The sequence below is a fragment of the Mariniphaga sediminis genome (assembly GCF_003573545.1).
In the GTDB taxonomy this organism is placed as follows: Bacteria; Bacteroidota; Bacteroidia; order Bacteroidales; family Prolixibacteraceae; genus Mariniphaga; species Mariniphaga sediminis.
In genome coordinates this window covers 96,549-112,524 of record NZ_QWET01000012.1, presented here as the reverse complement: position 1 = coordinate 112,524, position 15,976 = coordinate 96,549, and the positions used below count along the sequence as shown (strand labels likewise).

Annotated in this window: 13 protein-coding genes and 1 tRNA gene; 10 read left to right on the top strand and 4 right to left on the bottom strand. The window is 41.3% G+C overall.

The features are described from left to right. Window positions 1-9: 9 nt before the first annotated feature. The 5 genes from D1164_RS15720 (at window position 10) to D1164_RS15690 (ending at window position 7,432) form a co-directional block, all read left to right on the top strand. Complete coding sequence (locus D1164_RS15720) at window positions 10-2,823, top strand: M16 family metallopeptidase (RefSeq protein WP_119348421.1); 2,814 nt, start codon at window positions 10-12, stop codon at window positions 2,821-2,823. A 143-nt stretch (window positions 2,824-2,966) separates the two neighbouring features. Then, complete coding sequence (locus D1164_RS15715) at window positions 2,967-3,578, top strand: hypothetical protein (protein WP_119348420.1); 612 nt, start codon at window positions 2,967-2,969, stop codon at window positions 3,576-3,578. Further along, complete coding sequence (locus D1164_RS15710) at window positions 3,575-4,453, top strand: glycosyltransferase family 2 protein (protein WP_119348419.1); 879 nt, start codon at window positions 3,575-3,577, stop codon at window positions 4,451-4,453. Before D1164_RS15715 ends, D1164_RS15710 begins: the two co-directional genes overlap by 4 nt. 238 nt (window positions 4,454-4,691) lie before the next feature. Beyond that, entirely contained in the window at window positions 4,692-6,308 is a 1,617-nt protein-coding gene (locus tag D1164_RS15705) for a hypothetical protein (RefSeq protein ID WP_147371997.1), read from the top strand. 509 nt (window positions 6,309-6,817) lie between these two features. Continuing rightward, entirely contained in the window at window positions 6,818-7,432 is a 615-nt protein-coding gene (locus D1164_RS15690; RefSeq protein ID WP_119348415.1) for a YhcH/YjgK/YiaL family protein, read from the top strand. A gap of 599 nt (window positions 7,433-8,031) precedes the next feature. Here the strand turns inward: D1164_RS15690 and D1164_RS15680 are convergent. Continuing rightward, entirely contained in the window at window positions 8,032-9,858 is a 1,827-nt protein-coding gene (locus D1164_RS15680; protein WP_119348413.1) for a hypothetical protein, read from the bottom strand. 213 nt (window positions 9,859-10,071) lie between these two features. Here D1164_RS15680 and D1164_RS15675 point away from each other — a divergent pair, with 213 nt between their 5' ends. Continuing rightward, entirely contained in the window at window positions 10,072-10,941 is an 870-nt protein-coding gene (locus D1164_RS15675) for a nucleoside phosphorylase (protein WP_119348412.1), read from the top strand. A gap of 6 nt (window positions 10,942-10,947) precedes the next feature. Continuing rightward, complete coding sequence (locus D1164_RS15670) at window positions 10,948-11,835, top strand: transglutaminase-like domain-containing protein (protein ID WP_119348411.1); 888 nt, start codon at window positions 10,948-10,950, stop codon at window positions 11,833-11,835. A 90-nt stretch (window positions 11,836-11,925) separates the two neighbouring features. Here D1164_RS15670 and D1164_RS15665 read toward each other — a convergent pair whose 3' ends face one another. Further along, the gene (locus D1164_RS15665; RefSeq protein WP_119348410.1) at window positions 11,926-12,924 is read right to left on the bottom strand and encodes a sugar phosphate isomerase/epimerase family protein; all 999 of its coding nucleotides are present in this window, start codon (window positions 12,922-12,924) and stop codon (window positions 11,926-11,928) included. 187 nt (window positions 12,925-13,111) lie between these two features. Between D1164_RS15665 and D1164_RS15660 the strand changes: the two genes are divergently transcribed. The 3 genes from D1164_RS15660 (at window position 13,112) to D1164_RS15650 (ending at window position 15,190) form a co-directional block, all read left to right on the top strand. Further along, window positions 13,112-13,792 (top strand): NUDIX hydrolase, encoded by a 681-nt coding sequence (locus tag D1164_RS15660; protein WP_119348697.1) that lies wholly within the window; start codon window positions 13,112-13,114, stop codon window positions 13,790-13,792. Between the two features lie 246 nt (window positions 13,793-14,038). Further along, a complete protein-coding gene (locus tag D1164_RS15655) occupies window positions 14,039-14,959 on the top strand; it encodes a metallophosphoesterase (protein WP_119348409.1) in 921 nt (306 codons plus the stop codon). A gap of 157 nt (window positions 14,960-15,116) precedes the next feature. Further along, window positions 15,117-15,190, top strand: a tRNA-Asp gene (locus D1164_RS15650). A 98-nt stretch (window positions 15,191-15,288) separates the two neighbouring features. Here the strand turns inward: D1164_RS15650 and D1164_RS15645 are convergent. Both D1164_RS15645 and D1164_RS15640 read right to left on the bottom strand, forming a co-directional pair. Next, the gene (locus D1164_RS15645) at window positions 15,289-15,450 is read right to left on the bottom strand and encodes a transposase (protein ID WP_119348408.1); all 162 of its coding nucleotides are present in this window, start codon (window positions 15,448-15,450) and stop codon (window positions 15,289-15,291) included. A 26-nt stretch (window positions 15,451-15,476) separates the two neighbouring features. Next, complete coding sequence (locus D1164_RS15640) at window positions 15,477-15,638, bottom strand: transposase (protein WP_206611029.1); 162 nt, start codon at window positions 15,636-15,638, stop codon at window positions 15,477-15,479. Window positions 15,639-15,976 lie beyond the last annotated feature (338 nt).

Below are 15,976 nucleotides of genomic sequence, written 5' to 3'. Positions count from 1 at the left end.
TATAAAAGCATGAAGAATATATTAGTTGTAACTTTCTTAGCGTTTTCTTTGCTCTCGGGTGCACAACAGGATTTTGATTTGAATGACCCGATCCCCATTGATTCAAGAATTTCAAAAGGTGTTTTGGAGAATGGACTGACATATTATGTGCGGGCCAACAGTGAACCCCGGAACAGGGCCGAATTGATGCTGGTGGTGCGGGCCGGCTCCATCGATGAGGATGATGACCAGAAAGGACTGGCGCATTTTGCCGAGCACATGGCATTTAATGGTACCGAGAATTTTCCCAAAAATGAACTGATAAAATATTTTGAGTCGATTGGGATGGAATTCGGTCCGGAAATTAATGCCTACACCAGCTTTGACGAAACCGTTTACATGCTGAAAGTTCCGCTCGATTCGGCACTTTACATGGAAAAAGGGTTACAGGTACTGTACGACTGGGCCTGCCAGGTAACCGATTCCGATGAGGAAATTGAGAAGGAACGCGGAGTGATTCGTGAAGAGTTACGCGGCGGACGAAATGCCAACTTTCGTATGCAACAGGAGTGGCTTCCTGTATTCCTGCACAATTCGAAATATGCCAACAGGCTTCCGATTGGCGAAGTGGATATCATTGAAAATGCACCTCCCAAAGCCTTGCGTCGTTTCCGGAATGATTGGTACCGTCCCGGTTTGCAGGCAGTTATTGTTGTGGGCGATTTCGATCAGGATGTGATGGTAGAAAAGGTAAAAGCGAAGTTTTCACAAATACCGGTAGCCGATAATCTGCGCGAAAAAGAGTTTTTTGGAATTCCGCCACATAAAGAAACGTTGGTAAGCATTGCTACTGACAAGGAAGCGCAGTACCCGGTAGCGTATGTTTTTTACAAACATCCGCTGGAAAAAGCGAAAACGATCGGAGATTACCGGAAATCCATTTTGCACAGTCTGTATAATTCGATGATTAATAGTCGCCTGTCGGAAAAAACACAGGAAGCTGAGCCACCGTTTATCATCGGCCAGTCGTCTTTCTCCGAACTGTTTGGGCCGGTAAGTGTCTATCAATCGGTGGCGGTTTGCAATAACGGAAAAATTGAAGAAGGCCTGGAGGCCGTTTTGCTGGAAAATGAGCGGGTGAAAAAATTTGGTTTTACCCAAACTGAACTTGAACGGCAGAAAACAGCCTTGTTAAACTATATTGAGAAAGCATACAATGAGCGCGATAAGCAAAAATCTATTGGTTATGCGGGAGAGTATAAGCGCAATTTTTTGATGACGGAAGAGCCCATTCCGGGAATTGAAAGAGAGTTTGAATATTTTAAAACTTTTTTACCCGGCATTTCGCTGGATGAAGTGAACCAACTGGCGGAGAAATGGGTGATCGGAGAAAACCGGGTTGTTGTGATTACCGCCCCTGAGATTGAAGGGGTAAAGGTACCTTCCAAAGAGGAGGTGCTTGCCTTGCTTCAGGAAGTGGAGCAGTCCGAAATAGAACTGTATGAAGATGTTGTTTCCGATGTTCCGCTGGTAGCAGAGGAACCCTGGCCAAGTTCTGTGGTTGAAAAAAAGAACCTGGAAAAGGTAGAGGCAGTAGAATGGACGTTGCAAAACGGGGCAAAAGTTATCATCAAAACCACTGATTTTAAAGAAGACGAAATTTTGTTTAGCGCCTGGAGCCCGGGAGGAACTTCCCTTTACGGACAAAAAGACGATGTGTCAGCCGATTTTGCTGCCACCATTATGGCAATGAGCGGAATTGCCGGTTTCGATAAAATTACACTCAATAAAATGTTGTCCGATAAAGTTTTTAATCTGTCGCCCTATATTTCTCAACTGCGTGAAGGTTTCAGCGGGAATTCTTCCGTGAAGGATTTGGAGACGCTTTTGCAGGTAGTTTACCTGTACTTTACCGAACCACGCTTTGACGAAACGAGCTACCAGGCTTACATGACCCGTCTGAATGGTGTATTACAAAATAAAGCTGCCTCGCCCGAAGCAGTATTTCAGGATACCTTAAAATCGGTAATGGCCAATTATCATAAGCGTGCCCGGCCAATGTCTGTTGACCTGCTTGATGAGGCCGACCTGCAACGTATGAAAGCAATTGGGCAGGAGCGTTTTCGTAATGCTGCCGATTTTAATTTCTTTTTTGTAGGAAATATTGACACAGCTACGTTGAGGCCGCTGGTAGAAAAATATATTGGAGGGATTCCCTATTTCGATGAAAAGGAGAATTGGAAAGATCTTGGGATTGAAGCGCCTCAGGGTGTTGTGAAAAAGACAGTTAAAAGAGGGCAGGAAGATAAAAGTATTCAATACATTGTGTTTCATGGAGATTTTGAGTATTCATCCGCAAATGCCATTGAATTGGATGCTTTGGGCCGGATTCTTTCGACCCGCCTGCTGGAAGTTATCCGTGAAGATAAAAGTAGCGTGTACAGTATTAGTGCAAGGCCCTCTTCTTCGAAATATCCCGATGAAGAATACACCGTTTCTATTCGCTATGGAACCGATCCTCAAAAACTGGAAGAGCTGGAGGAAGCTGTTTTTGACGAGATTAAAGATTTTATTCAGCATGGTCCCAGTGAGGAAGAGTTGGCAAAAGCCAAAGAAAAGATGTTGCGTGAACGTGAAATTGCTTTGCGTGAAAACGGTTTCTGGCTGTCTGTCCTGAGTAACACCTATTACCTGAAGGAAGGTGATTTCTCCGGGTTTGGAACGTACAATGATTTGGTCAACAGTCTTACGATAGAATCCATGCAAAAAGCATTTAAAAAGTATTTCGATTTTGAAAATTATATAAGTGTTGCGCTGGAACCGGCAGAAGCGAGCGAGAACTAAAGGAATATTTAGCCTTGAGGGTGTGAGAATACCGGTTCGCTGATAATTTATGCGCAGTGAATCGGAATTTGTGTCATTTTAAAAGTATCCTGTATTTTTTATGCGTGCTAAAAAGTTTAATTTAGCCCAATCAAAAAGGGAGCATGAAAAACCATACCACGCTGGCTGTTGCCGTTAAGGTCATTTTTTATTCGTTACTGGTTGTCGGGTTGGCAGAAATTGTCAGGCTCGATGCAAAATATCCGATGGAAGAGGGCTATTTCGGGGAAATCAGTTTTACTGAAATCTCCCAGGAAATTATCCTGTTTATCTTGTTTGGTTTTTACTTATTGCTGGGATACAGACATCGTCCTGTTCAGCCGGTGACCAATATCGTGTCACTTTTTTTCCTCATTTCCTTTATTCGCGAATTCAATTTTTTAATTGATTGGTGGTTTTACCCTTCTTTGCTGGTGCTTTTCATTATTATATGGCTGGTAGTTCGTGATTATAAAAAAATGGGAAAACCTACGCAGACGTTTTTTGCACAACCAGCTTCTGCCTGGTTCTTTGCCGGATTTCTGGTCACCTATATTTTTAGCCGGCTTATGGGGCGTTCCGGGTTTTGGTTACTCATGTACGATGCAGATAACTACCGTCTGGCAAAGGCTGCAGCCGAAGAAGGAATTGAACTGTTAGGGAATGGCTTAATGCTGATTTCGGCCATTGAATTTGCCCTTGTTTTTTGGAACCTGCGAAAAAAAGAAGCAGTATGAAGGTCTGTGGATTTACATTTATTCGGAATGCGGAAAAGTTTGATTTTCCGGTGGTGGAAGCCATCACTTCCATTATGCCCCTTTGTGACCATTTTGTAGTGGCGGTAGGAAATTCAGAGGATAAGACCCGCCAAATGATTGAAAAGATTGATCCGGACAAAATTACCATTGTTGATACGGTTTGGGATCAAACACTGCAAAAAGGCGGCGCGGTTTACGCTGCCGAAACCGATAAAGCTTTTGATGCCATTCCTCCGGAGTTTGACTGGTGTTTTTACATTCAGGGAGACGAAGTGGTGCATGAAAAATACCTTTTCCCCATTGAACGGGCCATGCGCGATAATTTGCGCCAGAAGCAAGTGGAGGGATTGCTCTTCGGATACAAACATTTTTACGGCACGTATGATTATGTGGGCAATTCGCGTAAATGGTACCGGAACGAAATCCGGATAATCCGAAACGATAAAACCATTCGTTCCTACCGTGATGCCCAAGGCTTTCGTAAAAAGGGACGCAAACTGAATGTGGTACCTACTGGCGCAGAGATTTACCACTACGGCTGGGTACGTCCCCCAAAATTTATGCAGGATAAAATTAACGAGGTACGCAGGTTTTACGATGGAATTTCTACTGCTGAAGCCAAAAAAATTGCGGGCGAAAAAGAATTCAACTACAGTGGAAAATACGATGCGCTGGCCAAATTTGACGGCAGCCATCCCCGTGTGATGCAGGATAGAATTGACCGGATGAACTGGCAGGTTTATGTTGATGTGAAAAAGGTAAAAATGAAACTGAAATACCGGGTGCTTTACTTCATTGAGAAAACATTCGGTGTCAGGTTGTTCGAGTACAGGAATTACAAGGTGCTGAAATGAACGGGCAAATTCTATCGAATGCTATAACATAGTACAAAACACGAGAGTGGTAACAGCCCATTTTTTTATTCCATGGGGTCTTGTTGAAAATAGCAGAAAGTCAAAACAGCGTAGAAACAAATATTCGGATTCAATACACATTCAGGGATTTCAAAAATTTGGTTACGAACTCATACGAATTCTGTTTTACGGATATCTATTTTTTGTAAAATTGCAAACAATTAATTCCAATAAAACAATGAAAAGAAGAAGGTTCCTAAGTTCGTGTGCCAGTATTGGAGCAGGAGCATATTTAAGCAGTTTTCTTACGGGCTGTTCTCAAAACAAATCCCAAAGTATTCGAAGATACAGTTTGTGCGTAAGCACGGGAGTATTAGATCAAAATCCGGATCTCTTTGATGTTATTGCTGAAAGCGGGATAACAGATGCCTGGTTGGCCGGATGGCTTAATGGATACTGGTATTATCCGGTTGAAAGAATTGAGTTTTGGAGAAAACGTTTTCTTGAAAAAGGGATCGCTGCTCATATTTTAAACGTACCATTGGGGCATCCTGCTGATTTGTCGGCATCTAAAGCAGGCAGTGCATTGGGGATAGAAGGTGAAATTCCCAATATTACGCCAAAGCACTGGAAGAAAAAAACAACAAGTAACGGAACTTTATATTCCGGCGTTTCCATTCATCCTCCAATTGTTGAAGAGAATATTGAAGCGATGAAAAGAGCCAAAGGGATTGGTTTTAAAAAGGTATTTCTGGATGACGATTACAGACTTGGAATTTATCCCGGTATGGTCGGGGGATGTTTTTGTCCGGAACATAAACAGGAGTTCCTTGCTAAATACGGGTACAACGAAAATGCATGGAATGACCTGCTTGATAATATAAAACAACGTGAAATTACCGATACCTTATATTCCTGGGTAAACTATACCTGCGACCGGCTTTCTGCGGCATATAAACAGATGCAATCGGCTGTGCCTGATATTCAACTGGGGATAATGGTCATGTACATGGGGGCTGAAAAATCAGGGATCCGGCTAGCCGATTATAAAGGCTCTCTTATGCGTGTGGGCGAAATGATGTTCGGTGATGATTCATTTGGAAGAGTTAAAGGTAAAACCGATGAACTTTTCAGTTCTCTTTTTCACAGGCGTTACGTGGCTCCTGAACTTGCATTTAGCGAAACAACAGCTTACCCGCCAGAAAACCTGTCGGCAAAAAATCTGGCTGCCAAGTTAAATGTTTCGCTGTTGAGCGATGTGCGAAATACAATGTTTATGAGCGGGTTGACTACTTTCCCTCCGGAGTACTGGTCAACGCTTTCGCCGGCGATGAAGAAAAGTGCAGATCTTCATGCAAAAATTGCCGGGCAAAAGCCCAGCGGACCTTTTAAACATTATTGGGGAGAAGCGAGCCGCTTTATAAGTACAGATAAGCCAAACAGTTTATTCCTTGCATCAGGCGTGCCGTTTGAGGTTACTGATGTTTTAAGCGAAGATGGCTGGACGTTCCTTTCAGAATTTGACGCACGGTCGGTAATGGAGGGAAAGCTAAAAAACCGGGGAACAAAACTCATTCATAATAAAGCGGAGTATAAGGATGTGACTGCCATGAAATATGTTCCCGAAACCATGGATGATATATTTTCATTTAAGCGCGAAATTATATCCAGCCTGACTAATGTCCCTTATGTGGAGGAAGATTTACCCATAGCTTGTGCATGGTATCCGTCGATAAATTCAATGTTGTTGTGGAACCTGTCGGAAACCCCGGAAAAATTGACAATTGTTTACGGGGATAAACGGTTTAACGTTGATGTAGAAGGATTAAACGCAGAAGTTATTCTTTTAAGTTAACAGATTGGATTTTGCATCGTTTTTTCTGATAGAAGGATGCTCTGTGAAATATAGTCCGGTTTAATACAGGCCCGGTTTTTTTTTAGAAAGGAAAAAGTATTTTTCAGCCTGCTGGAGAAAAGGTTACTGAACAAAAAGTGCGTACCTGAATGGAGGGCGAAAGTTCCCTTTTGAAACAAAAGGAGAGGTGCATTTAGTCAGGTTGTCGTTAAAATCAAAAAATCGGTGTGAAAAATTTTGGTGCCGAATGAGCCGGTTTCATATTTTGGATGGTACGTATTTATGGCTTGTTTTACTATATTTACAGGATTTTGGAACAGCGTACGTTTCTGTTCAATGTTACATGTTTCCAAATCAGGTAAGGATTACCGAAAAAGGCTTTTGTTTTTTTACGAAAAGGATTCTTTTCATAATTATTTGTTAAAAGTATTTTGGTGCCGCGGCAATTTTTACTGTTGGAATTTACTGGAATCGCATTAAACAAACTGTTTTAACAAAATGAAAATAAAATGAAAAAACAATCAATTAATGTCTTGATAATTTTAGTTATTATGATCGCAGCATGTAATCAGTCGAAAAAGGTGAACCCTGAAAACTGGGACGAAAAGGAGTTGAATGAATGGTATGCAAAAGGGGAGTGGAGAGAAGAATGGGAGGTTCAACCCGATGAAACTGTAGACCGGAAAGAAATGGCAGTGCAGTATTTTAAAAATTCCCAGCGCTGGCAAAAGGCTTTTACCTTTTTGAAAAATGAAGATTTGGCAGCTCTGTCTCCGGGACGCTATGAACTGGAAGGAGCAGACTTGTTTATTAATGTGGATGAGTACGTCACCAGAAACGAGGAAGATACCCGTTTTGAAGCCCATCAGAAGTATGCCGATATTCAGTATTTGGTTACAGGAGAGGAAAAAATAGGGGTGACCCCTCTGGAGAATACTTCGGTAACTGAACCTTATGACGGAGAAAAAGATGTTGCTTTTTTTGAGGCAGAGCAAAACAACTACCGGCTTGCAAATTCTGAAAAGTTTTTTGTCTTTTTTCCGGACGATGCCCACCGTCCCTGCCTGAAGTCAGGTGAAAATGGAAAAGTGAGAAAGGTGGTTGTAAAAGTCAGAATTAACTGAATTTGATTTTTGGGTAAAAGCAACATTTTGTTCCTGTATAATTAATCCTTTCGGACTTTTAGTTATTATGCAGCCTGTCCTGCTTGCTGCAGGCTAGGTATAATACGCTAGGGAAACTTCCCGGCGAAGGAAAATGGCTTACCGACCGAGACCATCACGGCGATATGCTTTATTTAGCCATAAATGTTCATTTGTGGACCAGCTTATTCTATCAATTCCTGGCTTTAGCTGTACCTGATGCGGGCTGTGTCAAAATTCCGTCAGTCGGGCCAGTTCGCCAGATTGAAAAAACGCAAAGGTTAATTTTGACATGATGCTCGGAAATGCCTTCCTCGTGTTTCGTTTTTCTCATCTAGGAGAAAAATGAAGTGGGGTTTGGGGCAAAGCCTCAAACACGTGGATAACCAGTCTGTTGTTATGAATAAGGTTTTGTAAGTAAAGTTTCTTACATCGAACTCATGTTGTTTCGTGAAATATAATCACTCCTTCAAAGTTAGTTTTGAAAAAAATTTGGACGAAGATAAAAGTCAGCCTTAGCTCGAAAATATCTTCCGGATTCTATGTCTTAGGTTCAAGTTGGAGTGGGACCTAAATTCCAACTATTTTTTCTTATAGCATTTTATCCATCCGGTTTGGAACCGGACTGGCAGTTTTGAGCCTGAAATTTGACTTAATACGATACTCTGTAAATGAATGTGTAAAGGAAAGTCGATGTTTTGTTGGTCCATTCTGAGCACTTCGGTGTCGTTGATTTTCCAGCTTAAACTTTTTCCTGATTTTTCGAAGGTGAAAATGTACCATTTCCCTTTTTTCAGGTTCGAAATGTCGAGACCGTTCATTTGCAGTTTGCCGTTTGCATCCAGTGTGGCAACCCCTATCCGGTTTTTGGCGCCCATTTCCGGCAGGTAGATCGCCGGGAAACTTTTTTCACCCTGTAAGCTGAAAGAACTTACCACCTCCTTTTCCGGTTCGAACTTTATTTTTGCCTCGAAAATACCGTCTTCCTGGCTAAGGCTTTTGGCAGAAGACGCAATTCCCGATGTGTAATCGAATGTTGCAGGAACAAATCCGGCGGGCATTTGCCAGACCATTCCATCGGCTTTTGCTTTGCGCGTTTCAATGACCAGTTTTCCGCCGGTTTGTATGTTCTTACCTTCGGTGAACAGGTGTAAATCGCCTGGCATGGAGTAGTTACGTCCCAGGGCTTTCTCCGCCCATAACGACGAGGTTGACCACTTTTCAGCGTTAAGATGGCTTCCGGCAAAATCGTCTTCAAAACTTACTTCCCACGTTTCAAAAAAATCGAATGTATTGGTTCCTTTATATTTAAAATAGTTTAAGAGATGCGGCCATTGTTTCATCTCTAAGTATTTCTGTTCCCTGGCGTATTCTTCCGATTTTTCCCATTTCTTCTTGTCTTCAAGGTATGCCTTCCTTTTCTGGAAATCTTCGGAAGAGACAATATTTTTTAATTCAAAGTACCGTTTAAGCTCGAATGAATTTTTTACATCAAGGTAATTCAAATTGTCTGCTGATTTTTCAAATTTCAAATAGAACTTTACGTCTTGGTCAGCAGCCAGTTGTTTGAAATTTTGCCATTTTTTGAAAGCCTCGCTTTTTTCAAATTTCTGTTTATCCTTCAGGTGGGCCACTCTTTCTTTGAACGAATCGTTCTCTACGTAAGCTTTTAACTCCTCCAGCTTTTTCAGGTTGTAGCTACCCGCTGTTTCGTGGTAAAGTTTTAATTTTTTTGAGTGTTCGAATTTGAAATAGGATTTTATTTCCGGTTCCTTTTTCAGGATTTTAAACTCCTTTCGTTTTTGTTTATCTCTTTCAGGGGTATTTTTCAGCTCAAGATATTTTTTTAGTTTTTCCGAACCGGCAAAGTTTTCGTGGGCAGCAAGGGCCTGCGAACCGGCCAATTCCATGTAGGCTTTAATGCCAGGCGATTTTAAAAGTTTATTGTAATCGAGAAAATGCCTTTCTTCTGTTGAGCCTTTATAAACCTGGCTTTGTATCTCCTTTTTTTCTTTTTCAAAATCGCCTTCTTTTACATATTCCCAAAGCTGATAGTAAGATTTGATTTTTTCAGATTCTTTTAAAGCCTCAAAACGTTTCAAGGCTTCCGAGCCTTCCGTTGCAAGGTATTTCTTTATTTTTTTGGTGCTTTTTAGTTTTTCAAATTCTTTCAGCAGGTTATGTTCCTCACTGTCTTTAAACTGCAGCGACTGAATTTCATTCTTCCTGTTTTTAAATGCAGCAGAATTTATTTCCTTTTCCAGCTCCAGAAAAGAGGTCAGCTCTTCCGATTTGTCTGTTTTTATAAATTCAAGGTAATCGTTGTACAATGTTTGACGTTGTTGTTCCGTCTTCTCCACCGGCTTAATTTTACCTGTAAGCTGAAGGGAAAATATTTTAAACGACATGAGCCTAGTTTTTGGTTTTACATGTTCAAAAATAGAAATTTAAGCGATTATAATCTAATAATTATGTAATTCTGCACGACATTATCCTTCCAAGTTGTTAACAATATTAAGCATTTCAGATAATGTTACCTCCCTGGTTGTTTATATGTTTTTCAGTTAAAAATTGTCTATTCATCTTGTTTTGAATAGTTTTGACGGTCTAATCATAATAATATGATACAACAATCGGAACTAATACTAAATAGCGATGGTACCATATTTCATTTACACCTGAAACCTGAAAATTTAGCAGACCAGGTTATTTTGGTGGGTGATCAGGCAAGAGTAAAGACGGTGGCTGATTTTTTCGATACCATCGATTTCTCCGCTCAAAACCGCGAGTTCCATACGGTGACAGGCAGATATAATAATCAACGGTTTTCAGTAATTTCTACCGGAATAGGTACAGATAATATTGATATTGTTTTAAACGAACTGGATGCTTTGGTGAATATCGATTTGGAAAAACGGGAAATTAAAAAGGAGAAACGTTCGCTTAAAATTGTTCGTATTGGTACTTCGGGCGCATTGCAGGAAGATATTCCCGTAAATGCGTATGTGGTTTCGCAAAAGTCAATTGGGTTCGACGGCATGCTGAAGTTTTATGCCCATAGCGAACCATTTTGTGATTTGCCATTTGAAAAAGCCTTCAAACAATTTACCGGCTGGAAAGATACATTGCCCGATGCTTATGTTGTGGATGCCTCAAAGCGGTTAGCAGACAGGTTTAACGGGGCTGAATTCAGAAAAGGAGTGACCATTTCCGCTCCCGGATTTTACGGGCCGCAGGGTCGGGTACTCCGTCTGCCACTGGCTATGCCCCAACTGAACAAGCTGATTGAACAGTTCCGGTTCGAAGATTGGAAAATTACCAATTTTGAAATGGAAAGCTCGGCTATTTACGGGCTGTCGAAAATGCTGGGACACCAGGCTCTTACGATTTGCCTGATTATTGCCAACCGGTTTACCGGACAGGCAAATGAAAATTACAGGCCGGAAATGAAGAAGTTGATAAAAATGGTACTGGACTGTTTAACCAAATAAATATTAATGAGAAAAAGCAGGCTGAAGGCATTGATCGATTTGCTGGACGACCCCGACAACCTGGTTTTTGAATCGGTTGAAAGAGAATTGTTGAAAGAAAACTATTCTATCATTCCTGCACTGGAAGAGAAATGGGAAAACAGTTTCGATGAAACCTGCCAGGAGCGTATTGAAAACCTGATACAGGATTTGCAGTTTAAGAAAACTAAAAACCTGCTGAAAAGCTGGATGTTTTCGAGGGAGAAGGACTTGCTGGAAGGTTTTTTAACCATCGACAGGTTTCAGTATCCCGACGTTAATCAAGCCGGGGTCCGGCATAAAATCGAGAAACTAAAAAACGAGGTTTGGCTGGAATTGAACGATTCACTGACCTTACTGGAAAAGACAACTATTCTGAACCACTTTCTTTTTAATATTCACGGTTTTTCAATTAACCATAATAACCTTCAGTCGCCTCAGAATTGTTATCTGAACCAGTTGCTCGATACAAAAAAAGGAAATCCGCTTTCCCTCAGCTTGTTTTATACCATTGTTGCACGCCAACTGGGCCTGCCGGCTCGGTTTACCGACTTTCCGAAAAACCCGCTGATTGCCATTGTAGATGGAGATTTGGCAAAAAGGGTGCATGGAAAAGATACTCCCTCCGATGTGCTGTTTTATATTAATGCATCCAATAAAGGATCCATTGCCAGCCGGAAAGAAGTTAACTATCACCTGAAAAAAAATAATTATACCCCGGTGGAAAAATTTATCGAACCATTGTCCGACTTATCGTTTATTCACCGGCTGTTGGAAACATTATGTGATTCATTCCGGTCGGTCGGATTTGCTGAAAAAGAGGAAAGGATTGAAGAGCTGCTGTCGCTTTTTAAAGGGACAATGGGAGAAAAGTAATTTATATCGAATCCAAAGATAAAAGGAGGAAGATAAAAGTGGGCTAAAGTATGGAAGCCGGTAGGATTAAACCACCGGCTTCTGTTTTATTTAGGCTAAAATATTTTTACAATATTCTACACAATTGATTATCTCTTTCTGGGCATTTGAATCCTCCGGAACCGGATACTCCAATTCAATGTCGCAGTAAATGGGCCATTTGTTTTTCTGAATCAGTTGCAAAATATCTGCAATGGGTGTATCTCCCTCACCCCAAGGCATGTTGGTGTTCGCCGGATTGGTATTTTTTCCGGTTTTGTCTTTTAAGTGAAGACTGAAAATACGATTATGAAACTTTTCAATCACTTCATTCGGATGTTTACCGGTAGCCCCCCAGTAATGTCCCACATCGAAGTTTAGCATGTTTTTCGACGAATAGGAAAGAAATTCATCGAAACTGAATCCGGGTTCTCCGGGTTGCAAGTGGTTGTGGAAAATGGCGTACATGTTGTGCCTTTCTGCAAATTTTCCCAACCGGGCGCAGGCTTCGTGCCCGATTTCATTTGAAATGCCTTTGGCTCCAAGTGTTTTGGCTGCTTTAAATGCGTAATCTATTTCTCCTTCACTCCATTTGGCAGGTGAAAATTTTACAATATGGATATTTACACCGGCCGCATTGAACATTTTTCTTAGCTCCACATACTTTTTCATCGACGCCGAAAGCCGCCAATTGCGCTGTTTGCTTTGAGCCACTTCTGCTTTTTGTCGATAAAGGGCCTGTTCGTTTTCATGAGCTTCCCGTGGCGGCCGGGGAGGCATGGGAGGAATACCGGCAAACTCTTCGACTACATTGCCCATTAACTCAATGGAGCTGATACCTGCTTCAACGCAATAATCCAAAATATCCTGTGCCGTTGACGGCATGCTACGCCAGCTGTACGTTATGGCTCCTATCTGGACTCCCCCAAATCTGGAATTCGGTTTTCGCGGTGAAACAAGCGCACTGGCAAAACCTGCCGGTATCATTGAGAAAGCCGCTGCTGCAGTGGCTGTTGTTCCAATAAATTTTCGACGTGATAATCCACTCTTCGTGTTTGTCTTTTTACTCATATTAGTTGTTTTGTTGATTTAAATCTCTGTAAAAATAATGCATTTGTCTGAATTTTATGGAACAGACTGACGATTTGCTGAAAAAGTGCGGCTACTTTCTGTCGGACAGCAATTTTTTTTGAAAAACAGTAGAAAATGTAAAACGGTAAAAGGCACTTTTTTTAGTTTTACATTTTTTTGGAGCGAAATGGAATATTACAAACAACATCCCCGGTTTTTAACAGCAGTAGACTGTGTGGTTTTCGGTTATGAAGCGGGTGAATTAAAACTATTACTTTACCCCCGTGCTTTTGAACCGGTGAAAGGAGAATGGTCGTTGATGGGCGGTTTTGTCCGGGAAAATGAGTCGGCGGAGGAGGCTGCACACAGGGTACTTTGCCAAACAACCGGTCTCGACAATATTTTTTTGGAGCAGGTTTATACCTTTTCAAACCCGACACGGGAATCGGTGGAAAGGGTTATCAGTATTACTTATTTTGCGCTTATTCGAATTGACCGTTACAAAAGAAACAATACCGACTCATTTGGTGCAAAGTGGTGGCCCATTAACGAATTGCCTCCGCTTATTTTCGATCACAATGAAGTGGTTGCACAGTCGCTCAGAAGACTTGAGCAAAAAGCGGGATCAAGCCTTGTGGGAAGTGAATTGCTGCCTTCCCGGTTTACCTTGCTCCAGTTACGCAAATTGTATGAAGCTATTTATCAGCGCACATTCGATCCCGGAAACTTCCGTAAAAAAGTGTTATCGCTGGGTGTCCTGGAAAAGCTGGATCAGAAAAACTCTACCGAATCGAAAAAGGGAGCTTATTACTACAAAGTGAAACCCAACAGGGTAGAAGAGGAACTGGAAAGAATTGTCAAATACTAACGGATATTCCCGGTGAGTATGTTAAAAATAACCATTTCGGTATCGGCACCTGACCGGATGGTGGACGAAGGAGCAATGAACTAAAATATGCGCTTCTTGAAATCGTTGGTGTGTGATTAATCAGGTGACAATTATTGCTGTTGTTTTCGTTTTCTATGCCTATTTTTGGTAAGAGAAAAAAATAATACCAAAAACAGATATCGATTCTGATAACTGTTTTTTATTTTCGGATTTTACTGTTTGCCTATGTATGATATTATTGGAGATGTTCACGGACATGCGCAGTTATTGAAACAACTGCTGTTGAAACTGGGCTACAATAAGACGTCTGACGGGTACTCGCACCCGGGAAGAAAAGCAGTTTTTGTGGGCGATTTCATTAACCGCGGCCCTCAAATTCGCAAAACCATGCGTATGATACGTACCATGGTGGAAAACGGAAATGCCTTGGCCGTTCTGGGAAATCATGAAATCAATGCGATTATTGCACACCTGAAAGATAAAAATGGCATTGCCATGATAAAACCTCCGTTTAAAAATTTCATTTCGGTACTGAAAACCATGAATGAATTTGCAGGGTATTCCGAAGAGTGGACAGGACATTTGAAATGGCTTCGCTCTCTTCCGCTGTTCCTTGAACTGGATGAAATCAGGGTGGTACATGCCTGCTGGTCGGATGAAGCGGTGGAATACCTGAAAAACAGTCTCCCTGCGGGTAGAATTAAAAAGGAGACTTTCCGGCGGGTACACAAAAATCCTGGTTCAGAGCTGGCGCAGAATATTTGGCTTCTCACAAAGGGGCCACAGTTTAAAATGCCGGGCGATTTAAAAATCATCAACAATAAAGGGGTTTCGCCCCGTTCATTCAGGATGCGTTGGTGGGAAGAACCCGCCGGAAAAACGTTTGAGGAACTCTCATTTGAAAGTAAATTTCACCTTCCCGATTATTCGGTGCCTCCTCAAATTCTTCCGTCCGGTCTTCCTTATACCGAAGAAGCTCCGATTGTATTTTTCGGGCACTACTGCCGGGGCAACGGCCCGCACATTATCCGGCCAAATATCTGTTGTATCGACGGTTGTGTTACCGGGAGCAGGTCGTTACTGGCTTACAGATGGAACGGGGAAGCTTCCCTTTTACCCCGGAATCTTGTCAGGATGGTGAAATAATTTGTGTTAAGTTTTTGTGTGTCAGTTGGTTTTGACTAATTTTAAAAATGTTGTTTTTTTGTATTGCAGGAAAAAAAAGAAAGTATATATTTGCAGCACCTTATCAAATGGTAACAGCCAAAGAAAAGGGAGTTCTTAAAAAGAATTGTAAAAAAAAGGTGGCGTAGTTCAGTTGGTTAGAATGCCGGCCTGTCACGCCGGAGGTCGCGAGTTCGAGTCTCGTCGTCACCGCAAAAGAGCCGTTTCAAAACAAGTTTTTGGGACGGTTTTTTGTTTTTACTGATAACCTTCATAAAGGCTCACCTTAAAAATCCGGTGGATTTAGTTTTTTAAGCAAAAATTTTAGCTACCCTAAAAAGGAAGAACTTGACATCGCAAACACCTCTTAGTGTAGCTCTGAAAGCTTTCAACTTCGCATTAAAAGATTCAGCAGATGCGTTTGTACTTCTATTTTCAAAGAAGTTTAAGATTTCCCTGTAATGAGGGCTCATCTTGAAAATCCGGTGGATTTAGTTTTTCAGGCAATAATATTAGCTACCCTAAAAAGGAAGAACTTGACATCGCAAACACCTCTTAGTGTAGCTCTGAAAGCTTTCAACTTCGCATTAAAAGATTCAGCAGATGCGTTTGTACTTCTATTTTCAAAGAAGTTTAAGATTTCCCTGTAATGAGGGCTCATCTTGAAAATCCGGTGGATTTAGTTTTTCAGGCAATAATATTAGCTACCCTAAAAAGGAAGAACTTGACATCGCAAACACCTCTTAGTGTAACTCTGAAAGCTTTTAATTTGGCTTTGAATGATTCGGCAGAAGTATTCCTTTTTTGACTGGCTCCATTTTTCATCAGATTTGAATAACAGATATTTGCAGCGGGCCAGCAATTTTTTTTGTCTTCATTATCATAACGGGAAGGTGTATATGTATTGTTACCCCATTCGGTTTTCCGGTTACAAGTCTCAAAGAGGCATAACTTTTTTCAAAACATCTTGTTTATAATTCAACAGAGAAGAATAACAGC